16 protein-coding genes and 5 pseudogenes are annotated in these 23,893 nt (G+C 56.9%); 11 read left to right on the top strand and 10 right to left on the bottom strand.

The genetic code is table 11. The annotated features are described in order from the left end of the window. Positions 1 to 305: 305 nt before the first annotated feature. Positions 306 to 560 (bottom strand): annotated as a pseudogene (locus DQN55_RS13870) (integrase); the annotation flags it as partial. Between DQN55_RS13870 and DQN55_RS22455 the strand changes: the two are divergent. Continuing rightward, positions 549 to 730 (top strand): annotated as a pseudogene (locus tag DQN55_RS22455) (hypothetical protein); the annotation flags it as partial. The pseudogenes DQN55_RS13870 and DQN55_RS22455 overlap by 12 nt on opposite strands. Before the next feature lie 160 nt (positions 731 to 890). Here DQN55_RS22455 and DQN55_RS13860 read toward each other — a convergent pair. After that, complete coding sequence (locus DQN55_RS13860) at positions 891 to 1,520, bottom strand: hypothetical protein (protein ID WP_048381850.1); 630 nt, start codon at positions 1,518 to 1,520, stop codon at positions 891 to 893. An 84-nt stretch (positions 1,521 to 1,604) separates the two neighbouring features. Here DQN55_RS13860 and DQN55_RS13855 point away from each other — a divergent pair. The 5 genes and pseudogenes from DQN55_RS13855 to DQN55_RS13835 all read left to right on the top strand — a co-directional run. Further along, positions 1,605 to 1,847, top strand: a pseudogene (locus DQN55_RS13855) (phage late control D family protein); the annotation flags it as partial. Between the two features lie 429 nt (positions 1,848 to 2,276). After that, positions 2,277 to 2,546 (top strand): annotated as a pseudogene (locus DQN55_RS22450) (glycoside hydrolase family 19 protein); the annotation flags it as partial. Between the two features lie 347 nt (positions 2,547 to 2,893). Next, positions 2,894 to 3,598, top strand: a pseudogene (locus tag DQN55_RS13845) (transporter substrate-binding domain-containing protein). Beyond that, on the top strand, positions 3,595 to 4,440 hold the full coding sequence (locus DQN55_RS13840) for an amino acid ABC transporter permease (RefSeq protein ID WP_048381854.1): 846 nt from the start codon (positions 3,595 to 3,597) through the stop codon (positions 4,438 to 4,440). Before DQN55_RS13845 ends, DQN55_RS13840 begins: the two are co-directional and overlap by 4 nt. Before the next feature lie 34 nt (positions 4,441 to 4,474). Further along, on the top strand, positions 4,475 to 5,857 hold the full coding sequence (locus DQN55_RS13835) for an LLM class flavin-dependent oxidoreductase (protein WP_048381856.1): 1,383 nt from the start codon (positions 4,475 to 4,477) through the stop codon (positions 5,855 to 5,857). 425 nt (positions 5,858 to 6,282) lie between these two features. Here DQN55_RS13835 and DQN55_RS13830 read toward each other — a convergent pair whose 3' ends face one another. From DQN55_RS13830 to DQN55_RS13815, 4 genes are all read right to left on the bottom strand, one after another. Continuing rightward, positions 6,283 to 7,536, bottom strand: coding sequence for an OprD family porin (locus DQN55_RS13830; RefSeq protein WP_048381858.1), 1,254 nt, complete (start codon positions 7,534 to 7,536; stop codon positions 6,283 to 6,285). 94 nt (positions 7,537 to 7,630) lie between these two features. Continuing rightward, positions 7,631 to 8,935 (bottom strand): CitMHS family transporter, encoded by a 1,305-nt coding sequence (locus DQN55_RS13825; RefSeq protein ID WP_048381860.1) that lies wholly within the window; start codon positions 8,933 to 8,935, stop codon positions 7,631 to 7,633. Between the two features lie 137 nt (positions 8,936 to 9,072). Next, positions 9,073 to 10,398: a dicarboxylate/amino acid:cation symporter gene (locus DQN55_RS13820; RefSeq protein WP_048381865.1), complete on the bottom strand. Its 1,326-nt coding sequence runs from the start codon at positions 10,396 to 10,398 to the stop codon at positions 9,073 to 9,075. A 47-nt stretch (positions 10,399 to 10,445) separates the two neighbouring features. Continuing rightward, the gene (locus tag DQN55_RS13815) at positions 10,446 to 11,528 is read right to left on the bottom strand and encodes a 4-oxalomesaconate tautomerase (protein WP_048381866.1); all 1,083 of its coding nucleotides are present in this window, start codon (positions 11,526 to 11,528) and stop codon (positions 10,446 to 10,448) included. Between the two features lie 165 nt (positions 11,529 to 11,693). On the opposite strand from DQN55_RS13815, the gene DQN55_RS13810 reads away from it, so the two are divergent. Next, positions 11,694 to 12,584 carry a LysR family transcriptional regulator gene (locus DQN55_RS13810; RefSeq protein WP_048381868.1) on the top strand — a complete coding sequence of 297 codons (891 nt, stop codon included), beginning with the start codon at positions 11,694 to 11,696 and terminating at the stop codon, positions 12,582 to 12,584. Between the two features lie 91 nt (positions 12,585 to 12,675). On the opposite strand, the gene DQN55_RS13805 is transcribed toward DQN55_RS13810, so the two are convergent. Next, positions 12,676 to 15,075: a membrane-bound PQQ-dependent dehydrogenase, glucose/quinate/shikimate family gene (locus DQN55_RS13805; protein WP_048381870.1), complete on the bottom strand. Its 2,400-nt coding sequence runs from the start codon at positions 15,073 to 15,075 to the stop codon at positions 12,676 to 12,678. 869 nt (positions 15,076 to 15,944) lie between these two features. On the opposite strand from DQN55_RS13805, the gene DQN55_RS13795 reads away from it, so the two are divergent. The 4 genes from DQN55_RS13795 to DQN55_RS13780 all read left to right on the top strand — a co-directional run bounded on the left by DQN55_RS13795 (position 15,945) and on the right by DQN55_RS13780 (position 21,327). Further along, positions 15,945 to 17,237 carry a carbohydrate porin gene (locus DQN55_RS13795; protein WP_048381873.1) on the top strand — a complete coding sequence of 431 codons (1,293 nt, stop codon included), beginning with the start codon at positions 15,945 to 15,947 and terminating at the stop codon, positions 17,235 to 17,237. 200 nt (positions 17,238 to 17,437) lie between these two features. Beyond that, positions 17,438 to 19,612 (top strand): TonB-dependent siderophore receptor, encoded by a 2,175-nt coding sequence (locus DQN55_RS13790; protein WP_048381875.1) that lies wholly within the window; start codon positions 17,438 to 17,440, stop codon positions 19,610 to 19,612. A gap of 174 nt (positions 19,613 to 19,786) precedes the next feature. After that, positions 19,787 to 20,623 (top strand): AraC family transcriptional regulator, encoded by an 837-nt coding sequence (locus DQN55_RS13785; protein ID WP_048381877.1) that lies wholly within the window; start codon positions 19,787 to 19,789, stop codon positions 20,621 to 20,623. A 107-nt stretch (positions 20,624 to 20,730) separates the two neighbouring features. After that, positions 20,731 to 21,327: a LysE family translocator gene (locus tag DQN55_RS13780; RefSeq protein WP_048381879.1), complete on the top strand. Its 597-nt coding sequence runs from the start codon at positions 20,731 to 20,733 to the stop codon at positions 21,325 to 21,327. A 61-nt stretch (positions 21,328 to 21,388) separates the two neighbouring features. On the opposite strand, the gene arsH is transcribed toward DQN55_RS13780, so the two are convergent. Genes arsH through DQN55_RS13765 form a run of 3 tightly spaced genes read right to left on the bottom strand, consistent with a single transcriptional unit; the run spans position 21,389 to position 23,870 of the window. After that, the gene (gene arsH / locus DQN55_RS13775) at positions 21,389 to 22,075 is read right to left on the bottom strand and encodes an arsenical resistance protein ArsH (RefSeq protein WP_048381881.1); all 687 of its coding nucleotides are present in this window, start codon (positions 22,073 to 22,075) and stop codon (positions 21,389 to 21,391) included. A gap of 12 nt (positions 22,076 to 22,087) precedes the next feature. Further along, a complete protein-coding gene (locus DQN55_RS13770; RefSeq protein WP_048381883.1) occupies positions 22,088 to 22,558 on the bottom strand; it encodes an arsenate reductase ArsC in 471 nt (156 codons plus the stop codon). A gap of 28 nt (positions 22,559 to 22,586) precedes the next feature. Continuing rightward, complete coding sequence (locus DQN55_RS13765) at positions 22,587 to 23,870, bottom strand: arsenic transporter (protein ID WP_048381885.1); 1,284 nt, start codon at positions 23,868 to 23,870, stop codon at positions 22,587 to 22,589. Positions 23,871 to 23,893 lie beyond the last annotated feature (23 nt).

The following is a 23,893-nucleotide window of genomic DNA, read 5'->3' as shown; positions in this document are numbered from 1 at the left end:
TGCCGTTGACCAAAGGCAGATATCGGCCAAAAGCTGCTTTTCACATTAGCGCTGAATCAGTGTGTCTAGTCGTGATCTCATAGAGTTGTCGTAGCAATCCTATGCAAGCCATCAAGTGGAGGGATCGTCTACCGTAATTCTATTTTTCTTTTAATTACAATGACTTACGATATTTTACGAGCGGACATGGGGTGCTAGGGGCGAGTGTTCGAATCACTCCGTCCTGACCATATTCTGTAAGGGAGTCAATGGTTTAGGCCTTTGATTCCCTTTCTCGTTTTTGCCTTGTGCAAAATGGGCGCAAACTAACCAGTAATTTCGCTGATATTCAGGTCCGGAATCGCATCCGACCGAATCACATCGGTGTGGTCTTTCTGGTGGTTTTTGGTCATGGCCGCGCTGGCATGTCCCGCGATGGATTGGCCATCTTTATCGGCTCTTTTGTACAGGTGCAGCAATAACGCGCGCACTTCGTGCAAGCCTGGCATTTCCTCTTCTTTCCAATTCGCATAACAGCCAGCAAGTTCCCGCGCCTCTTTGGAACCAGCTCTGGTTTCGTAGGAGAGAACAGCGACCGTTTTTCGTTGGCCAAAGCCAAAATCTCCCTGGAGCTGTGCGGCCCCACTTTGAAGCGTGGAGCCGAAAGGCCGACGAACGCTTGCTGCAGACCCTCAAGCAAGAGATGAACTACGAGCTGCAGAAATACTTGAAAGGGATGCGCCGTGTCTGAGCCAATATTCAGTCTCGATCTGTTATATCAGGCCATCGAACAGCACATCCAACGGAAATACGCCCAACCACAAACATTGAGTGACCGAATATATCGATGACCGACCGAGGGGCCGGTACTTGAAATAGACGGTCACTGACCTGTGTGCTGAGGAAATCGCTTAAAGCTGCTTTAGGGTTTCCTGAGTAATGGCTTCAAGGCCGGCTTCGGTAATTGTCTTCCAGTCGGTATTAGTAGCCACTTTCACCTTCTTGCTGACCAGCGTTTTTACGGAGTGTTCAGGCGTACCAGGGGCTTTTATCTGCAATAACGATTTGTTGCTTAGTGCCTTATCGAGCACCCCCTCTGTTGAAGACCATGACCAGAACTCAATGATTTTCACTTTCACTTCACTGATATCACGGGCACCGGGAGTACTAACTACTTCGTAGCCAGCCTGCCGGTAAGCGCTGGCAACGGCATCACCCACCAGCTTTGAAACGGTTTTCCCTTCAGGCAACAGCACGTCGCCGATCGCCATGTTGTAGTTATTGCGCTTACGCGCGATCGCCCGCTCGGTAATCGGCTTATCGTCGATCTCGTCGTACTTCAGTGAAGGTATATCGAAGCTGGAAGGTTTTATCTCAAAAACTCGGTCATCAACGGCGCTGATATAAACCTTCTTGCCATTGCTGGGGGCAGGTGTCTGAGTATTGCCAGGCGGCAAAACATCTACATCCACTTCTGCTCTGTTGGTGGCACAACCGGCTAACAGCACTAATGCCGCAATTGCCAAAATTCTGCGAACCATCTTCGTTCCTCCCTTTTATATTTTGCCTTCACAGGCATGTCCAAAAGCTGGCCGGAAAAGAGTATAGAAGACAAAACGCAGCTCAACCGCTCGACTGCAACCGTGCGATTGGAGATGCCCGGGCGTACCGACCTGTTTGCCGAACGCTCAATCAATGCCTTGGGGTTCAAGTCTGGACTCGATGGCGAGTATCTGATGGATTCGGTGGAACAAGTTTTCACCCAGAGTGGCTGGAGTACCAGTGTCGAATGCAATGCCGGCAAGAACGGCAAAGCCAAGGCCAAAGGCAAAAAGCCCGCGAAGACCCTGGAAGCCATTCAGCTTTGATCCACTTTTCGCATCCCGGCTGGTGCGCTTTTTACACCGGATATTTTTTTTGGGGGGGCAGCCTCTCGTCACTATCTTGAAACAGTTCTATGGTCAGATAAAAACAATACGACTAAGGAGTGATCCCCATGCCTAGCATTTCAAGAGTTGCAATATACATGACGGTTTTATTTGCCCTGATGTGCGCATGGGTGGTGTCTTCTGGCTGGGAGCGACAGGTGATGAGCTCGCTGTAGATTAATTATTCCGGCGAAGCTCCAAGTCATAGCCAAGCAATACAATTCAATCCCGGTCAGTTCGGGGTTTTCTTGGCTTGGAGCCTGAAGAAGAGAAATCCATTCACATTGCCTCCATCCGAAATGACCGAGCACCAACTAACAACTCGAATAGCCCGCCACTGAGCGGGTATTTTTTCGCCCGGAGAAACTAATGACCATCACGGCGCAGCAGTTGATGCAGGTCTTTCCAAACGCCGGCCCATCAGCCGGCGTTTTTGTGTCCGCATTAAACACCGCTATGAACCACGACCCAATCGTTGGCCTGCACTGCGTAGCGGCCTTCATCGCTCAGATCGGACATGAGTCTGGCCAGCTCATGTGTGTGAGAGACATTTGGGGTCTAACCAACGCTCAGGCCAAATACGAGGGTAGAGCAGGCCTGGGCAATACCCTTCAGGGTGAAGGCTCCAAGTACCGTGGTGAGGTGTCATGGGTAGTGGGCCAGCGTTGCGTCGGCGTGTGGGTCAGATCTGGATCAGCAGACAGATGCGCGAACTCAGAGACCACGACAAAACCAGCGTTTCTAGCGGGTAAATCGGCCTTTTCAATATAGCTTGAATGCAGTCGCTTATTCCATAAAGCCAGTACAAACTATTTTTATAGTGCGTTTTAATCTATTCAGTGTTTTTGAATCGATTGGAGCTCGTATCTGTGAAAACTCAGGCGCTTTTACCTTTTAGTCTGGCATTGCTGGCTACCTGCTCGACGGCTTTCGCGGGTGCCACGCTGGATCGTGTGACCAGCAGCGGGGAGCTGACCGGCGTTCTGATGGAAAGCTATCCGCCGTTCTCCTTTCTCAATGAACAGAACCAGCTGGACGGTTTTGACGTGGATGTCGCCAAGGCCGTTGCGCAGCGGCTAGGGGTGAAGCTGAAGCTGCAAACACCTTCTTGGGATGTCATCGCGGCCGGGCACTGGAACGGACGGTATGACATCTGCGTCTGCTCGATGACGCCGAGCAAGGCGCGGGCTGAGGTGTTCGATTTTCCGGTGGCGTATTACCAGTCACCGGCGGTGATCGTGGTGAATGCCAAAGACAAGGACATTGCCACGGGCAAGGATCTGTCCGGTAAAAAAGTCGGTGTGATCAGTGCGTCGACCTATGAAGCCTATTTGAACAAGGCTCTGGTGATCGAGGGCGCTGAGGACAAGCCGTTGAGTTATCCATTCGACAGCGTCCAGGTCGCGCCGTACGACAACGAAACGGTCGCGTTCCAGGATCTGGCCTTGGGTGCGGGCGTGCGTCTCGATGCCATGGTCACCAACCTAATCACGGCTCGCGAACGTATCGCCTAGGATCCGCGTTTTAAAATCGCCGGCGATACGCTGTACGCGGAGCCCAACGTGGTCGCGATCGAAAAGGGTGATCCGCAATGGAACGCCAAAGTCACTGAGGTCGTCACGCAACTCAAGGCCGATGGCACGTTAAGCCGGATTTCACAGAAGTGGATCGGTGCCGATATCAGCCAATGACAGCCCTTAACCCATACCCTGCCAAGGCGGCTGCCGCCTCCGAAACTGAGCCGCATCGATTCAGCCCGCTATTGGGTTTTCGCACTCGCCTGTATTTGACCTGGGCGGTGCTGTTCGGCCTGTGTGTCACGTTTTTCATGAGCTTCGATCTGAAGTTCTCGATCATTTTGCAGAAGTTGCCCAATCTGGTCGGTCTGCACCTGGGGCCTGACGGTTTCTTGCAAGGTGCCGCGCTGACGCTGTTCTTGTGTTTCTGCTCGATCTGGTTTTCGTTGCTCCTTGGCTTCGTGACGGCGCTGGCACGGCTGTCTCGCAGTGCGGTAGCGTTCGGTATTGCCAGTTTCTATGCGTCCTTTTTCCGCGGTACTCCACTGCTGATTCAGATCCTGTTGATCTACTTGGGGCTGCCGCAGCTGGGGTTGGTTCCGGGGGCCATCAGCGCGGGGATCATTGCGCTCTCGCTCAATTATGGTGCTTACCTCAGCGAGATTTTCCGTGCCGGCATCATGGCTGTTGCACCCGGGCAGCGCGAAGCGGCGATGGCGCTGGGTCTGAAGCCTACCGCAACGTTTCTGCACATCATCCTGCCGCAAGCCATGCGCACGATCATTCCGCCGACAACCAGTCAGTTCATTTCAATGCTCAAGGACTCATCGTTGATATCGGTGATGGGCGTTTGGGAAGTGATGTTTCTGGCGCAGTCGTACGGTCGCTCGTCCTATCGCTACATCGAAATGCTCACCACCGCAGCCGTTATCTATTGGCTCCTGTCCATTGGGCTGGAGTTGATACAGAACCGTCTTGAACGCCACTACGGCAAGGGTTTCAAGCATCAGCGCTGACCCGCCCGCTTAATGACTTTTTACAGGTACTACGATGTCCGATCCAAAACCTCTTTTGTTTGCGTTATACGAGCAAGCCAGTGTTGGCTGCGGTGGCGCCCCGAGTCTGTGGACGCACCCGGCGGACGAGCGACTGAGCATCAACTCATTAGGCTACTGGTCGAACCTGGCGCGTATCGCTGACCAGGCTCATCTGGACATGCTGTTTTTTGGTGATGTGCTGGGTTTCTACGATGTGTTTGGCGGTAACGCCGATGCGGCCATGAAGTGGGCGGTGGAAGCACCGGCCAACGATCCGTTGATGATCATTCCGGCATTGGCCGCGGTGACGGAAAACCTGGCCTTCGGCGTGACGGTCACCACCAGTTACGAGCATCCGTTCACCCATGCCCGGCGCTTCAGTACGCTGGATCACCTGACCAATGGCCGGATTGGCTGGAACATCGTCACCTCCTATTTGACCAGTGCCGCTCGCAACTTCGGCCTGGAGGAGATGATCAAGCACGATGATCGCTATGATCGCGCTGATGAGTTTCTTGATGTGGTGTACAAGCTCTGGGAAGGCAGCTGGGCAAACGATGCCGTTGTGGCCGATAAGTCTCGCCAGGTGTATGCCAAGGGCGATCGTGTGCGACCGATTAATCATGTCGGCGAGCATTACCGGGTAGCCGGCCCGCATTTGACGTCTCCGTCACCGCAACGCACGCCCTTGCTGATCCAGGCGGGTTGGTCGGGCCGTGGGCGTGAGTTTGCGGCCAGGCACGCCGAGCTGATATTCATCGCCAAGTCCAACCCGCTGGAAATTCGCCAGGGACTGGAAGATATATGGACGCAGGCGAGGGCGCGGGGGCGTCGCGCTGAAGATGTTAAATCACTGACGGTGCTGCGCATTGTCACGGCCAGGACCGAGATCGAAGCCCAGCGCAAATATGACGAACTGCAAAGCAACTATCACTTGCAGGCGCAGCTGGTGAGTTATGCCGGTGATACCGGTATCGACATCAGCCGCTACGCGGACAGTGACGCGTTGTCCACTCACACCGAAGGCATGACCTCCTATGTGATGCGTCCGGATGGCAGCGGCAAGCCCTTGACCGCCGGCGATGTCAAACAGCGCTTTGCCAACGTCACCCGCGGCAGTGATCTGATTCTGGTGGGAACGCCGCAACAGGTGGCCGACCGGATCGAAGAGCACGCCCGTATTTCCGGCACCAGCGGTTACATGCTCAACCCGCTGATCAGCCCGGGCAGCCTTGAGGACTTCGTTGAGCTGATCATTCCTGAACTGCAAAAACGTGGCTTGTATCGCACCCAGCCCCAGAGCGGTACTTTCCGTTCTCGGTTACGCGACGATGGCGCCAGTCATTTACCGGATTCTGCCTACGGCGCTTCGTTCCGCTTTGATAAAGGTATTTAGGATGAGCTGCCTGTGCTGTTGAATACAGGCGCCTTCCCCTGACGTAGCTCCGTTGTCATCAATCGACACAGTGTTGCCAGCTCAGTGGCTGAGGCCTTCGAAAGCACCTCACTCTGTCCCGACCCTGTTTTCCACTGACCTAGCCCAACTTTTGCGAGTTGGGCTTTTTCATGCGCGTGATTTTTGCGAGGCCCTTCACGCCTGCCGCCCCGGAGGTGCCGCCCAAGCGGGTGTTCAAATCGTGCTTCGGACGTGTAATGAGCAAGCCGTGCTATCGAATTGCCATCCATTCTTTATAATCTGCCCTGGCTGAGTCTCAGCCAAGCCAATATTACTCAGGATGTGCTGAAGCAGCTTTGATTCGTTGATACATGGGCTGCTTGGGCGAGGTGTGGGTTACCTCGCCCTTGAATAGGCAGTGCGCTCTACCAGAGCGCAATGTCATAAGTCAGGTAGAGCCGGTTGCTGTCCCGGCCCCGGGAAAAGTCCGAGCGGTAGACATAGTTACGCAGTTTCACTCCCAGGCCTTTGAAGCTGCCTTGCTGCACAACATAGGCAATTTCTGCGTCACGCTCCCATTCTTTGACAGTGCTGTTTGACTTGCCATCGTTACCGCTGAGGTAGCGTGTGGAAAAGGTCAGGCCCGGCACGCCTGCGGCGGCGAAGTTGTAGCCGTAGTTGAGCATCCAGGTTCTCTCGTCTTCCTCAATGAATTTGCCAATGCCGGCATTACTGAACGAGTAGACGGTTGCACCGCTGATGTAGGGCAGGCCGGCATCGCCGTTCAGGGCTTGATAGCCTGCGCCGAGGGTATGGCCAGAGATGGCGTAGGACAGCAGCCCGCTGAGCATGGTGTTGTCAATTTTGCCAGCGTAGGCCGAGCCTGAGTCGACACTGTTGAAGTAACGCAGGTCGCTGGTCAGTGTTCCGGGGCCGAGCGGCAGGTCGTGCTGGATACCCGCGAAGTTCTGGCGATAAAAGTTCTCGAGTTCTCCATAGAAGTAGCTAAGGCGGACGCTTTTACCCCATTTGTAGTCGGCCCCGGCGTAGTTGAAGTCCCCTGACTTATCACCGCCATAGCCATCAGGTACGATCGGTACGCTGTCTGTCGAGTCGCGCAATTTAAAGCGTTCGAGGTACCCGCCGCTGAGGGTCAGGTTCTCCAGGTCACTGCTACTGATTTGGCTGCCCTGGTAGGTCTGGGGCAGCAATCGCGCATCGTTGTAAATCAGCACAGGGGTCTTTGGCAGCAACGTGCCATATTTGAGTGTGGTCTTTGCCAGCCGTGCTTTTGCTGTAACCCCGGCACTGGCAAACTCATCGGCGGCCCGGCCACCATCATGCACCGGCAACAGTCCGGTACCGCTACGCCCGCGGCCTGAGTCCAGCTTGAGTCCCAGCAGCCCCAGGGCATCCATGCCAAAACCGACAGTGCCCGGGGTAAATCCGGACTGATAGTCCAGCAGGAACCCTTGAGCCCACTCGGTGCGCTCACTCTTTGCCGTCGCTGCCGCTTTCGTACTCAAACCATGCTCGTCGCGAAAGTTTTCGTTGAAATACACATTTCGCAGTTGCAGTTTGAGCGTGCTGTCATCGACGAAACCTTCGGCACTGGCACCGAACACGGGCAACAAGCCTAGCGCGCAGAATAACGTCTGACGGGAATACAAAGTGCTCATGACAAACCACTCATTGTTGTTATTGGGGGGTGCAGCAAAGCCCGCGCCTCGCTGTTTGAGGCGCGTTGGGAGGCGGTGCAAAACGTTGGGTGGATCAGGTGAACAGGCTGATTGCCCCGGTGAGCAAAGCCAGCGCCGTTACCACCAGGGAGGTCAGCACTGCCCATTTAAAGGTGGCTTTCTGGAAGTCGCCAATGTCGCGATCGACCATACCCACCAGCAATAGGGTAGAGGCCACCAGCGGGCTCATGAGGTGTACGGGCTGTCCGAGGATAGAAGCCCGGGCGATTTCAAGCGGATCGATGCCGTAAGCGGCAGCGGCATTGGCCAGAATCGGCACCACACCAAAATAGTAAGCGTCGTTGGACAGTACGAAGGTCAGCGGCATGCTGGTAATCGCCACGACCAACGGGAACAGGTGGCCCCAGGAGGGCGGAATCCAGTCGACGAGGGTTTGCGCCAGGGCATCGACCATTTTCGTCCCGGAGAAAATCCCGGCGAAGATGCCCGCGGCAAACACCAGCAGAACCACCGTCATGGCGTTGCCCGAATGGGCGAGGATGCGTTCCTTCTGAATATTCAGTTGCGGATAATTGATCATCAGCGCCAGGACAAAGCCGATCAAAAACAGGATGGCAGCGTGCATTAGTCCCATCACCAGCGCGGCCATCACTGCAATCACAAGCACAAGATTGACGTAGGCCAGCTTTGGACGCTTGTGCGGTGTGTCTTCAAGAATCGCCTTGATGTAGCAATCGCCGCCGCCACTTTGCAGTTGGATGTTGCCGATGCGTTTGCGCTCGGCGCGGCCCAGCAGGAACGCGGTAAAGACCACCCACATCGCACCGCCGATCATGGTGGGCAGCAAGGGCACGAAGTAGGCGCCGGCATCCAGGCCCAGTGCGGCAATCGCCCGCGTCGCCGGGCCACCCCAAGGGCTCATGCCGCTCATGATGCTCAAGGACAGCATGGAGATGGTTGCCAGGATCATCGGGTTCATGCCAATGCGCTTGTACAGAGGCAGCATGGCCGCGCACGTAATCATGTAAGTCGTAGTGCCGTCGCCGTCGAGAGCCACCAGCAAAGACAGCAGGGCAGTGCCTATCGCAATCTTCATCGGGTCACCATTGACGCGCTTCAGAATCTTGCGAATCAGTGGGTCGAACAAGCCGGCGTCGATCATCAAGCCAAAAAACAGGATCGCGAACAGCAGCAATGCGGCTGACGGTGCGACCATTTTCAGGCCATCGAGCATCATCTTGCCGGTGGTGCCGCCAAAGCCGCCGATGACAGCGAACACGATGGGCACAAGGGTGAGTGCGACGATAGGCGACAATCGCTTCGTCATGATGAGGAAGGTGAATACGACCACCATGGCCAAGCCAAGGAAAGCGAGCATAGGACGATTCTCTTGTTGTTATCGTTATAGAGGCTGATGCCGAGGCACGCGCCCCCCAACCCGCCAGGTCACACAATCAATGTGCCTGGTGGGCGGGGTAATGAGTCAGGTCGGGGGAGGGCGTTGCCCGGTCTTGTCTATCTGTTTTTAGTGACGTGCACTTCTTCCCAGGATTTTTCCGGGATCTGCTGCGCGGTCGGGAGCGCTTTCCCGTCCAGGGTCCGGATTAGCGTTTCCCGGTTGCAGGCGTTTTCAGACATCGAAATGACCACGGTCGCCACAGCGTTGCTGGCCAGGCTGGTCAGTGCCCGTGCTTCAGACATAAAACGATCAACACCAATCAGTAACGCCAGGCCGGCCAGCGGAATGTCGTGAATCACGGTCAGGGTCGAGGCCAGCGCAACAAATCCGCTGCCGGTCACACCTGCGGCACCTTTTGAGGACAAAAGCATGATCGCCAGCATGGTGATGATTTGGGTAAAGGTCAGATCGATGTTGCAGGCCTGGGCAATGAAAATGGCAGCCAGCGACAGATAGATCGCAGTACCGTCTAGGTTGAACGAGTAGCCGGTTGGCAGTACCAGGCCTACGACGCTTTTCTTGCAGCCCAGGGCCTCGAGTTTCTCCAGCATGCGGGGCATGACAGGCTCGGTGGAAGACGTCCCGAGTACCACCAGGAACTCTTCCCGGAAGTAGCGCAGCAGTTTCCAGAGGCTGAAGCCGTTAGCGCGGCAAATGCTGCCGAGTACCACGAAAACGAAGAGCCCGCAGGCGATGTACAAGGTCATGATCAACTTCGCCAGCGAGCCCAGCGAGGTGATGCCGTACTGGCCTACGGTGAAGGCCAGGGCCCCGAAGGCGCCAATCGGTGCAAAGCGCATCAGGTAGGAGAAAATCTTGAAGACCATGTGCGACGCGGATTCAAGCACGTCAAGCACCGGTTTGCCACGTTCGCCCAGTGAGGACAAGGCAAAGCCGGACAGCACCGCAATGAACAGCACCGGCAGTACTTCGCCTTTACTGAATGCGCCGACAAAGGTTTCGGGGATGATGTGCATGAAAAACTCTACAACCCCCAGCTTGGCCGCCGACTCGGTGTACTGCGCCAGGCCGCTGGTGTTCAACTGGCCTGGATCAATGTTCATGCCAGCGCCCGGCTGGAAAACATAGACCGCAACCAGGCCGATGCACAGGCTGATGACCGTCAGGCCCAGAAACAGCAGCATGGTCTTGCTCAGCAGACGACCGAGTGAGCGTTTGTCACTCATTCCGGCGATGCCCGTGACGATGGTGCAGAACACGACGGGCGCAATCATCATCTTGATGAGCTTGATGAAAGCATCACCCAGTGGCTTGAGGGCGATGGCTTGCTGGGCCCAGAAATGTCCAACGATGATCCCCAGCACGACCGCGCAAAGGATTTGGACGTAGAGCGATTTAAAATATTTCATGGCATCACTCATTTTTTAGAATTGTGCTGATGCAAAAAAATGCCGTCGACTGCAGGAGTCTACCCGGCCAGTCTCTGAGAATCAGTGGCGTAGACGTAGCCGGAAAAAAGCCGGCGTGCGGTTCGTACCACCGAGGCCTGGATGGTCTCGCCCTTGTCGCCGGTGTATGACAATACGACATCAATCCCGCCGCTTGGGTGCTCGATACGCACCTTGTCGAGACGCGGGACGCTCACGTCTCCCAGCATGTGCGCAACAATGCTGCCTTCAATGACGCAGGCAGTGGCCAGACCGATGGAGCCAGTAATGGCAAGGGCGCGGTGACAGTTGTGGGGCATGAAGTAGCGAACCTGAATCGTACCGCCCGCTTTGGCCGGCGACACTAAAACGGGTTTAGGAATCACTTTGTCGCTGACATCACCCAGGCCCATTGCGATGCCCGCTTGAAGGCGCAACGATTCAAGGCGTTGCAGAAACACGTTGTCGGCATCCAGTTCTGCGGGGCTTTCATCTCCCCGTTTACCTAATTGACTTGCCTCAACCAGCAGCATGGGCATTGCCATGTCGATGCAGGTGACAGCAATGCCATCGATCACATCCCGTGTGTTGCCTGTAGGGAAAAGCTTGCCGGTCTTGCTGCCAGCCGCATCAAGAAAGGTCAGTTGTACCGGGGCCGCGGTACCGGGCACACCGTCGATTGCGGTTTCGCCCTCATAGCTGACTTTGCCATCCGGTGTTTGCACGTCGGAATCGACGAATGTGCCTGTGTTCAAGTTGCGAATCCGTACGCGGGTTACGCCGGGTCTGGCCTTGACCAGGCCCTGTTCGATAGCAAAGGGGCCGACCGCACACAGCATGTTGCCGCAGTTGGGAGCGCTGTCTACCCGACGCTGAGAAACCATCACTTGCACGAACAGATAATCAACATCTGCATCCGGGTGCAGCGAAGGGCTGACGATTGCCACCTTGCTGGTTTGCGGGCTGCCACCGCCAATGCCATCGATTTCCAGTTCATGACCTGAGCCCATCAGATTGAGCAGCAGCTCATCTCGGTCTTGAACAGCTGCAGGCAGATCCCAGGCCAGGAATACCGGGCCTTTGGAGGTACCGCCGCGCATTAGCACACAGGGAATTCTTTGCATTGCACTGACTCTTGTTGATCAATCGAGGTAATTGATGCTTGCGGAACAAGAGTCTCAATGTTTTAAAGATGTTTCCAATGCAAAGATTTGAGGCATTATTGCGTTTTGCGCATGATAAATATGCGCCTGAGGTTGATCTGAACCGGTTTGCTGACGAGGCAAAAAATGGATTATGAGCTGAACGACATCCGATCTTTCGTAAAGATCGCCGAACTTGGCAGCTTTCACGAAGCTGCAGATGCACTGCATCTTTCTCAGCCGGCGTTGAGCCGCCGAATCAAAAAGCTGGAGGAGGGGTTGGGCACGGCATTGCTTGATCGCACCACCCGCAAGGTGAGCCTGACGAGTGTAGGCCGGGACTTTCTGCCCAAAGCACGCCGGTTACTGGACGATTTCGATGAGTCGATTCTCAATATCCGCGAACTGGCCGAGCGCCAGATCGGCAGGGTGACTTTGGCGTGCATACCCACAGCTGCTTTCTACTTCTTGCCCTCAGTGATTCGTCTCTATAACGAGCGCTACCCTAAAATCCGCATCCGTTTGCTGGACTTGAGTGCGAATGAAGGGCTTGAAGCCGTGCTGCGTGGAGAGGCCGATTTTGGCATCAACATGATGAGTGGGCAGCATCCGGACATTGAGTTTGTGCCACTGGTCATAGAACCTTTTGTCCTGGCCTGTCGGCGTGATCACGAACTGGCCGGGCGCAGTTCAGTCACCTGGTCTGAGCTCAGCGATTATCGGCTTATCGGTGTCGGTCGCCTGAGCGGGAACCGCATGCTGCTGGATCACGCCTTGTCAGGTTTGAGCTGGCGTCCACAGTGGTTCTACGAGGTGCAGCACTTGTCTACTTCTCTGGGGCTGGTGGAAGCCGGGCTGGGTGTATCAGCAATGCCAAGCCTGGCAATGCCTGCGGGGGATCACCCGACCCTGGTCAGTGTCCCGTTGATAGAGCCGGTGGTGAACCGGTCGCTGGGACTGGTTTACCGTCGGGGGGCATCGCTCTCCCCGGCGGCAGAGAAGTTCGTCTCAATACTGCTAGAACAATGGCCGCAATAGACCTGCCGAGTTTGCCTGGCGCGTGGCGGGCACAAAAAAGCCCGCCTGCTGGGGAGCAGGCGGGCCATTTCAGTTAACGTCAATCAAGGCGTTATTTCTGGGTGATGCTGTCGGGCAATGCGTAGGCAATGATGTAGTCACCGACATCAGGCGAGTGGCTCATGCCACCTGCGGAGATGACCACGTATTGCTTCCCGGTAGTGGGGGATTTGTAGATCAGCGGGGCTGCAACCGCACCAACCGGCAGGCGGGCTTTCCAGACTTCTTTGCCGGTGGCTGAATCCAGCGCTCGCAGGTAGTAGTCCTGGGTGCCGGCGAAGAACACCAGACCAGATGCCGTTGAGGTCGGGCCACCCAGTGTTGGCATGCCCAGCGGGATTGGCATGTGCGTTTTGATCCCCAGTGGGCCGGTGTCCTGGACGGTGCCCAATGGAACCTGCCAGACCAGTTTCTGGGTGTTGAGGTCAATGGCGCTCATGCTGCCGAAGGGTGGCGTGTTGCACGGTACGCCCAGTGGCGACTGCAGAATGTCGATTTTCACACCGCCATAGATACCGGCGACTTGTGGGCGAATGGTTCCCATGAAACCCGGGACTTCATCGGTCGACACGTTGAACTTCTTGGTGTCTTCCTTCTTGACCAGTGACATCCGCAGCGGCATACGCATGTCATTGACGAACATCATGCCGGTGTTTTCGTCGATGGAGATGCCACCCCAGTTCATACCGCCCAGCAAGCCAGGCCATTCGATGTACGGTTTTTCACTTGGCGGTGTAAAGGGACCCAGGTAGACGGAGTCTTTGAACATGATCCGGCAATACAGTTGGTCGAAAGTCGTCACGCCCCACATCGACTTTTCGGTCAGCGGGTCGACACCAATGGTCGGCATCCCGACCGAGAACGGTTGGGTAGGCGACAGGTGCTCGCCTTCTGCGGCTGGAGAGGTAGGAACCGCGCGTTCTTCAACTTCTGTAACCGGCTTGCCGGTACGACGATCGAGCACAAAGATGTTGCCGGTCTTGCTGGTCTGGATCAAGACCGGCGTCTTTTCGCCCTGGGCGTTTTTGATGTCATAGAGGACAGGCTGCGAAGGCAGGTCATAGTCCCAGACGTCGTGGTGAACGATCTGATACACCCATTTGGCTTTACCGGTTGATGCATCGACTGCAACGACGGCCGTGCCAAACTTCTCTTTAACCTGGTTGCGATCACCACCCCAGTAATCGGGCGGGCCATTGCCCGTAGGCAGGTAGACCAGATTCAACTCTTTATCGTAGGTCGGAATTGTCCAGACGTTAGGCGTCTCCAGAGCGAACTGATGATCGTCTGCCGCTGTGTTCTTGCCCTCTGGAGCACCGACGTCCCAGGCCCACACCAACGCACCTGTCAGAACGTCGAATGCGCGCACGGCACCGGAAGGTTCGCCCGCCACAATGTCCCGTACCCAGCCACCGACCACGGTAAGGTGGCCCATGACAACCGGCAGTGAGGTCGGGTGATAGCGCTTGCTGTTTTCAGTCGGGCCCATGCCTTTTTTGAGATCGACATAACCGTTGTCACCAAAGCTCGGGCACAGGGTGCCGGTATGCGCATCAAGCGCAAACAAACGGGCATCTACAGACGACACCAGAATACGCTGGCGGCACTGCTGTTCATTGCTATATGACGCCTTGACCTCAGCGCTCAGGCTGTCGTCTTTATCGATGTCGTAATAGCCCACGCCGCGGCAAGTCACGTGCTCTTCGCTTTTGGCTTTGGGATCGAATTTCCAGAGCAGGGTCCCGGTATCACCGTCCAGGGCGGTAATCAGGTTCTCCGGTGTGCACGAGTACAGAACGTTGCCGATCTGCAACGGCGTGTTTTCGTCTACACCCGCGCCGGCACCCGTGGTGCGGCGGCCTGTTCTGTAGGTCCAGGCAACCTGCAGGTCCTTGACGTTGTCCGGGGTGATTTGGGTGTAAGGAGCAAACCGTGTTCCCGAGGCATTACGCCCAAAGAACTCCCAGTTTTCAGGGGCGTTGGAGGGCTCTTCGGCCTTGGGTGCGTCAGTGGCGGCGATCGGGTTCGAGATCCCGCCGTGGGGGTAGAACGCAGCGATGAATGTCGCGACCAGCGCCAGGAATACGGCAAATCCGAACCGGTTAGCGACGCGCCGGGTGCTCAGGGACGTGTCCGGCAACGCGGCGCCGACCCACAGACTGAGTGTCAGGATGATGGCCGGAATGACCAGGCGTGGCAGCAGTTCCCAATAGCTGAACTGACCCACTTCATAAAAGGCCCAGGCACAGGTTGCAAGGAATATGGCAACGGAGAGCGTGAGACCAATGCGCTTGCGCAACAGAAAGAGCGCTGCCAGAACCAGATAAGCCAGGCCCGCGATCAAGTAATAACTTGACCCGCCCAGCGCCACCAGTTTGATCCCGCCATAAATCAAAGCCAGTGCCACGGCAAATACAAACAGGGAAAACAGCACCCTCGCGATAGTACTCATTGAGCGTCTTGCAGTTTGAGATGGTTTGTCATTCGTCATTTTCGTGAATGCTCTGTGGGTGAATACAAAACTGCCCGCACGGTGTGCGAACAGCTGGATCGAATGTTCAGTTCGAGCCGTAATGGGCTGGGCATGGCACGTGTCGGAATCCTGGCTGCTGTCGTGCCGGCAGCAAGCGAGCATTGGAGATCAGCTCAGCAGGAGGCTGCAGTCGCAATGGATACGCTGAAGGCTCTAAGAAACGTGGAGGAGGTGTTTGTCTGTGCACTGCTGGCTCGACGTTCCGAGGTTGGGCTGGAGACGCAGAGTTAGTTTATACGGGGGGGGGGCTGGATAAATCCGAAGGTTTGAGAAACATTGTTGGTGAAATAGTAATAATCCAGAGCGGCGCTGGGTTTGCTGACCTCTTCATGTTTTCACTTGACTCGACGTCAAGGTGATCTCAAAAGCAAGGGGTTTTGAGATCAGGCGATCACCATTTTTGGAAGCCAGGGCCCCGAGATGGCCGCCGGATTGTTACTGGCTCACCAACAATGTTTATCAATTCCCTGGATTTATCCAAAAAAACATCGGCATAAACTTAGCCTTACGGCTCCCACCGGACGACATTCATCAGCCCTGTTACTTTCAGGCCCTGTTAGTCGTGTGAGGCGAGGATCCGAACGGCTTCGAGCACCTGCAATCCCGTCAGAAGCCCGATCATGGACACCCCCTTGTACACCCAAGGAGGGACCAGCTCGGCCCGGGATCAGGTGCTGACACTGCAGTTCTCACGACGGTATCAGGCCAGAAAAGCAAGAGCTGGCCAGTTTCCTGCCAGCGTGTAGCTGAGCGCTGCACCAACATTTTTTGCAACGGAGCACTCCCCAATGTTTTTATCTTTCCGCGCGCTGCTGACCACCAGCCTGTGCAGCGGTTTGTCGCTGTGTATCTTGAGCCCGTCCTCAGCACTGGCTGACTCATCCGATCTGATGAGTCGTTCGACACTTACTGGCGATTGGGGCGGTGAGCGCCAAAAACTGGCTGACAAGGGCATCACGCTGACCGGTGACTACAGCTCTGAAACGATTTCCAACCTGCATGGCGGGATCAAGCGCGGTACGCGTTACGCGCAACAAATACGCGTGGGTGCCAGGTTTGATCTGAGTAAATTGCTCGACACCCCGGACGCCGGATTTGTGCAAATTCTGGTTAACGACCGTCGCGGCCATAGCGCCACGGAAGACTTGCTCGGCAACCGCCTGTCTGCGCAAGAAAACTACGGTGGCGAATACACGCGACTGACCGAGTTCAGTTACCAGCGCAATCTGTTTTCTGCGGACGTGTCTGCCAAAATCGGTTACATGGTGATGGGCACCGATTTTGGTGGCATGCCGATCCTGACCAACTTTGTGAGCGCCGGCTTTTGTGCGCACCCATTGACCATGTCCAGCGGCAGCGGGTGGGGCAACTACCCGACGGCTCACTGGGGTGGAGAGTTGCGTTACGACGTCAACGATTCACTGACGCTGCAAACCGCGGTATTCCAGGTCAACCCGGAGCACAACAGCCTTCCCTCCGAAGCGTTTTCCATGCCCAGCCACGACTCCACCGGGGCCATTCTGCCGCTGGAAGCCATCTTCAATAACAGCGCCTTTCTCAATGGCCAATACAAGGTCGGCTGGTACTACGACAGCTCTGACTCGCCAAAAATTGGCAGCACAGAAAAAAGCAGCAACCGCACCGGGGCCTACGTGTTGATGGACCAGGCAATCTGGAGGGATGAGCAAGACCCTGAAAGCGTGCTGCGTCTGTTCGGCCAGGCGGCCACCAGCAACGCCGCCACCTCGCCAATGCGCCGCTGGTACTCGGTAGGGTTGGTCAAGCAAAAGCCTTTTGCCAGCCGCCCGCATGACAGCATTTCCTTTGGTTACGGCCGAGCCGTACTCAACTCGCGTACGCGGGATGTACAAGAAGCGGCGGCGACCAGCTTCGGCGAATCCGAGATGATCGCCAACCTCGACAATGGCGAGCAGATGATTGAGCTTAACTATGGTGCGCAGGTCACCCCTTGGCTGCTGCTGCGTCCTGACCTGCAGTATTACATTGAGCCTGGTGCGTTCTCCGGCAAAAAAAGAGGCAACGCATTGGCCGTGGGCTTACAGATCAAAGCGACCTTTTAAACGGCTCGCTTGTGTGAGTTTTCAGCGAAAATCTGTGGCGCTTTAGCGATGAAATCGCTGCAGCGCCCTCGACGCTTCTCCCCCTGATCACAGCTTTTTTGCATACCGCGCTTTTTCACGGCAACAAATCCTGAGACAATAATTGTTAATGATTCGCATAATCATTATGTCTATATATTAACAATATCGGGATCTCACCTATGTCGTGCGTCACACCGCTGCGTTTTTTCAACCCTTCGCGTGATCTTTTGGCCGTGGCCATTTGCATGGCTACTCTGACGCCGGCCTTGGCTGAAGACAGCAGTGCAGGGCAGGAGAAAACCGGGTCGACGACTTTGGAACTGGGCGCCACTGAAGTCACCAGCACTCAACTGGGCAGCACTACCGAAGGTTCCAGTTCCTACACCACTGGCTCAATGTCGACGGCGACCAAGCTGCCGATGACGATGCGCGAAACGCCACAGGCCGTCACCGTCATTACGCGTCAGCGCATGGACGATCTGGCAATGACTGACATCAACGACGTGGTGAAGGCTACCCCTGGGTTGTTTCTCGATTTTTCCAGCGGACCGGGCCGACAGAAATACTCGGCCCGCGGTTTCGACATCGACAACCTGATGTACGACGGTATCCCGAGCGGCTACCAAGGCGCGATTGTCGGCGCCCAGCCGAACCTGGCGATGTTCGACAGGGTTGAGGTAGTGCGCGGCGCCACAGGCCTGGTGACCGGTGCAGGCAACCCTTCGGCGGCCATCAACCTGGTGCGCAAACGGCCACTGGCCGAGCAGAAAGTCACCCTGACCGGAGCCGCCGGAAGCTGGGACGACTACCGCGGCGAACTCGACGCCTCCAGCCCGCTCAATGACAATGGCACCCTGCGTGGCCGGGTCGTGACGTCTTATCGTGACGCCAACAGCTTTGTCGATGGGGCAGAAGAGCAGCACGGTCTGTTCTATGCGGTCACCGAAGCCGACCTCAGCGATGACACCACTCTGACCCTGGGTTTTTCGCACCAGAAGGACAAGACCAATTACTTCTGGGGCGCTTCGATGATCGGCCTGGATGGCCATCATCTGGACCTGCCGCGTTCGTACAATCCCGGCACTGACTGGGAGAACAAGGACCAGGAGATCAACACGGTTTTTGCCGAGCTCCGTCATTATCTCGCCAATGGCTGGCAGCTTCAGCTCAACGCCAATTACGCCGAACAGAACGCGCTGTTCACCGGCTCTTACCAGTCGCGCTGGGTCGACAACACACTGGCCCGCACGGTCTATCAGTCTGCTTACGATGAAAACCAGGCTGGCCTGGATGCGTTTGCCAGTGGTCCTTTCGAAGCATTCGGGCGTACCCATGAACTGGTGGTGGGGGCCAGCAAGCGCATCTACGACATGGACACCCGCGACTACGCCCCGTACGACACCAACTGGCCGATCAATGCTGGCAAACCGGACTTCGTGCACACGGGCAATGTCCGCGAAGTGACCACTCAGGAAGGTTTGTACATGACCACTCGCCTGAGCCTGGCCGACCCGTTGAAGTTGATCCTCGGCGGACGCCTGGACTGGTATGAATACGATAACCGGGATGCCGAAGGCGACTACAAGGTCACCCGTAACGTCACCCGCTACGCAGGCCTGATCTACGATCTGGACGATCATCACTCGGTCTACGCCAGTTACAGCGATATCTTCACCCCGCAGAGCTCCAAGGACATTTCCGCGACGCCGGTCAAGCCGATTATTGGCAAGAACTACGAAGTGGGCATCAAGGGTGAGTACTTCGACGGCGGGCTGAATGCGAGCCTGGCGCTGTTCCGCATCGACCAGGAAAATCGCGCCGTGCAGGTGTTCGTACCGGACTGCCCGCAGTCTTCCTGCTATGAGGCCTCCGGTGAGATTCGCAGCCAGGGTATCGACTTCGAACTGCAAGGCGCCTTGACCGAGAACTGGCAGGTAGGCGGTGGCTATACCTACGCCCGTGTGCACACCCTCAAGGATGCCGCCAACCCGCAAAACGAGAACCAGCGCTTTGACACTGACACGCCAGAGCACATGTTCAAGATGTCCACGGTCTATCACTTCCAGGGCCCGCTGGAAAAACTGCGTATCGGCGGCAACATTTCCTGGCAGAGCCGCATGTACAACGACGTCGAACTGCTCGATGGCAGCCACTACCGGCTCAAGCAGGGTGCCTACGCCACAACCGACCTGATGGCCGGTTATCGGGTCAGCCAGCACCTGGACCTGCAGCTCAACGCCAACAACATTTTCGACCGCGAGTACTACTCGTCCATCTCCAACTCCGTGAAGTATGGGGGCGACACCTACGGCAGTCCCCGCAACCTGCTGCTGACCGCCAAGTACAGCTTCTGAGTTGGCCTGGCGCAGGGACGCGCCATGCAATGGGGACTGACCACATCACCAGGGTTTCTATCTCCCTTTCAGAATCGCAGCACCTGCACAAATCTTCTAAACGGTTTTTTCCAAAGCGCGGTAACGTAGTGGTTCGCCCACTTCAACGCTGAACGATCGCCTTTGGAGCTTTCCATGGATAAGCGCAACTGGATCGAGCTTTCCCAGGATGCCGATACCGGGATTGAGTCGATTCGTGCTCATTTTCAGGGGCATGCCTACGATCCGCACTGGCATGACAGCTTTCTGGTGGGGGTGACCGAGCAGGGGGTGCAGCAGTTCAATTGCCGACGGGTTCGTCACCTCAGTACTCCGGGCAAGGTATTCATGCTGGAGCCGGGGGAGATCCATGACGGACATGCGCCGACTGACGAGGGGTTCACTTACTCCATGCTTTATCTCGATCCGCGCTGGCTGGAGCGGGAGGTGTTCGCGTTGTTTGAAGACGCTCCGGCCAACAGTCAGCCTGGCTTTGCCGACACCCTGAGCCAGGACCCGGGCCTGGCCACTGCCATTTATCAAGCCTTCCAGGTGCTCCATGAAGGTGACTTGCGCATCGTGCGCCAGAGCGCGCTCGATGCCTTGCTGGGTTCGCTGACGTGTCACCTTGACTGGCGCAAACGCCAGGGCGTTGATCCGCGCCTGCCGTTGGTGGCTCAGGTTGCGCGTGACTATCTGCATGCTCATGCCTACGAGGACATCGGGCTGGATGATGTGGCCCAAGCCTGTGGTGTTGATCGCTTTCGCTTGACCCGGGCCTTCAAGGCCGCCTTTGGCTTGGCGCCTCACGCGTATCTGATCCAGCTGCGCCTGGCCAAGGCCCGGCAGTTGCTGGCGCGGGGTGGTTCACCCGCGCAGGTGGCCAGTGCGCTCGGTTTTGCTGATCAAAGCCATATGGGGCGCTGGTTCCGTCGTGCTTATCAGCTTACTCCAGCGGATTACCGCAAGCGCTGCTCAAACCTTCCAGACTGAATCCCGCTGATCCGTGACCATGGCTTCCTGTTTGATCAAGGAGTCATGCCATGCTGTTTTCATCAATCATTCCTGCGCTGCTGTTGCGCCTTCAGGGAGTCTGAACCGTGGAGTCGTTGCTGCCTTTTCTGTTGTTTGCATTCGTCGCCTCGATTACCCCGGGGCCGACCAATATTCTGGTGTTGAGCCACAGTTCGCGGCGCGGACTGAGTGCCACCTTGCCGATCATTTTTTCAGCATGCCTGGCGGCGGCGCTGATAGTGTTTGCCGTAGGGCTCGGCATGGGCGAGACACTGCTGCGCTTTGCGCGGGTGCAGCAGGTGATGGCCTGGGTCGGGGTGCTTTGGTTGAGTTGGCTGGCCTGGCAGATATTTCAAAGCGCGTCGCCATCCCTGGAGCCGGCCGCCTCGCGTGGCGAGGGACTTGGCGTGTTCGGTGCCGCCACCCTGCAATTGGTCAACCCCAAGGTCTGGATGATGGCGGTGGCGGTGGCGAGCGTGTTTGTCGGGGGCGGCGACAAGACCGTGCGGCTGGCGATGTTGTCGTTGGTGTTTCTACTGGTTTCGTTGCCGTGCATGACGCTCTGGGCATTACTCGGCGTGGGCAGTGCCCGGGCTTTTGGTTCGCCACGGGCATTCAGGCACATGAACCGTGCATTGGCCGTTCTGCTGCTGACGTCGGCCTGGCTGACCATGCTGGTATAGCTCGGTTCCGCGGCGGCAGGAGGGCAGGTTCGTGATCATGCCCTCAAGCGCTTCTCCGCATTCAAATGGAACGCTGATTGACCCGCCGGGTCAGTTCTTCCGCTGACTCCTTGCGCTCCGAATACCGGTCAACCAGATCCGGTCGATCCCGCAGCAACAGGGTGAACTTCACCAGTTCTTCCATGACATCCACCACCCGGTCGTACAGTGCGGAGGGTTTCATGCGGTTCTCTTCGTCAAATTCCAGATAGGCCTTCGGCACGGAAGACTGATTGGGGATCGTGAACATCCGCATCCAGCGGCCCAGCACGCGCAGTTGGTTCACCACGTTAAAGGACTGGGAGCCGCCGCTGACCTGCATCACCGCGAGTGTTTTTCCCTGGGTCGGGCGTATCGCGCCTAACGCCAGCGGCACCCAGTCTATTTGCGCCTTGAACACGGCAGACATGGAGCCATGGCGCTCCGGTGAACACCAGACCTGCCCCTCAGACCACTGCATCAGTTCGAGCAGCTCCTGGACTTTCGGGTGGTCGGTGGGGGCGTCATCCGGCAGCGGCAGGCCCGAGGGGTTGAAGATCCGTGTTTCGGCACCCAGGTGGTCGAGCAAGCGGGCGGCTTCTTCGGTCAGCAGGCGGCTGAACGAGCGCTCGCGAGTCGAGCCGTACAGCAGCAGGATTCGCGGTTTGTGCGGGCCGTCGCCGTCACGGGTTTCGGGGTGAATCAATGAGGTGTCGAGATTGGGCAGCATGGCAGGCTCCGGTTACAAGGTGCTGATGCGGTCGAGTTCCCGCTGTAAGGCGGCGCGATCCAGTTGGGCAAAGGGCAGGGCGAAGAATGCCCGGCAGCGTGTTTCGATACGCGACAGGGTTGAGTGAAAGGCCGCCGAGACTGCGGCCTCGTCGCCCTGCACCTCAGACGGATCTTCCAGCCCCCAGTGGGCTTTGAGTGCCGGGCCGAAGTACACAGGGCACGCTTCGCCGGCGGCCTTGCCGCAGACGGTAATTACAATATCCGGCGGGCAGTCCTGAAAAGCATCGTTGCCTTTGCTGCTCAGCCCTTCGATGCCGATGCTGGCCTCTTGCAACGTGGTCAGGCTGCGTGGCAGCACCTGGCCTTTGGGAAAACTGCCGGAACTGACGGCCTGGAAGCCTTCTGGCGCGAGATGATTGAACATCGCTTCGGACAAAATGCTGCGGCAGCTATTGGCGGTACACATAAACAGAACGCGCATGGTGTTTACTCTTTGCCAGGTACAGGAATTAAATGCTCAGGCGCAAAGCCAGGGCAGACAAGGTGATGAGCAGAATCGGCAAGGTCAGGATCACGCCGACCTTGAGGTAGTAACCCCAGGTAATGCGGATACCCTTGCGCGCCAGAACATGCAGCCACAGCAGCGTTGCCAGGCTACCGATCGGGGTGATTTTGGGGCCGAGATCAGAGCCAATGACATTGGCGTAGATCATGGCTTCACGCACCACGCCGCTGGCATCACTCGCTTGAATCGACAGTGCCCCCAGCAATACCGCGGGCATGTTGTTCATGGCCGATGAGAGCAAGGCCATGATCACGCCGGTCCCCAGCGTGGCGCCCCAGATACCGAAGGCGGCCAGATGGTTCAGGGCCAGCGTCAGATAGGTGGTGAGGCCGGCATTTTTCAGCCCGTAGACCACCAGGTACATGCCCAGCGAGAAGGTCACAACTTGCCAGGGTGCCTCGCGCAGTACACGGCGGGTTGAAATGACATGGCCGCGCCCTGCCACAGCGAGCAACAGGGCAGCGCAGACCGCCGCAATGGCGCTGATCGGAACGCCCAATGGCTCCAGTGCGAACAGCCCGACCAGCAACAGGATCAATACAAGCCAGCCGACGAAAAAGGTCAGGGGATCGCGTATGGCGAGTCGTGGATCCGGCAGGTCGTCCAGCGAATAGTGCCGGGGGATATCACGGCGGAAAAACCCGTACAGCACGACCAGTGTGGCGCCCACGGCAACGAAGTTGACCGGCACCATGATCGATGCGTACTCGCTGAACCCCAGGCCAAAGTAGTCGGCCGACACGATGTTGACGAGGTTCGATACCACCAGCGGCAGGCTGGCAGTGTCGGCAATAAACCCGGCCGCCATGACAAATGCCAAGGTGGAGGCGGGAGAAAAGCGTAACGCGAGTAATATCGAAATAACGATGGGGGTCAGGATCAGAGCCGCGCCGTCATTGGCGAACAGTGCGCTGACACCCGCACCCAGCAGCACGGTGAAAATGAACAGGCGTCGCCCGTCGCCCTTGGCCCAACGTGCCACATGCAGGGCTGCCCATTGGAAAAAACCGGCTTCGTCGAGTAGCAGGCTGATGATAATGACGGCGATAAACGTGGCGGTGGCGTTCCAGACAATGCTCCACACCAGCGGAATATCATCCAGGGTCACGACGCCGGCAATCAGTGCCAACACCGCGCCCAGCGAGGCACTCCAGCCGACACCGAGGCCTTTGGGCTGCCAGATGACCAATATCAGGGTGAATAAAAAAATGGCGAATGCAATGAGCATGAGAAGTCTCGACGGGCGCTGGA

It is taken from the genome of Pseudomonas taetrolens (assembly GCF_900475285.1).
Taxonomy (GTDB): domain Bacteria; phylum Pseudomonadota; class Gammaproteobacteria; order Pseudomonadales; family Pseudomonadaceae; genus Aquipseudomonas; species Aquipseudomonas taetrolens.
This window is presented reverse-complemented; position numbering and strand designations above follow the sequence as displayed.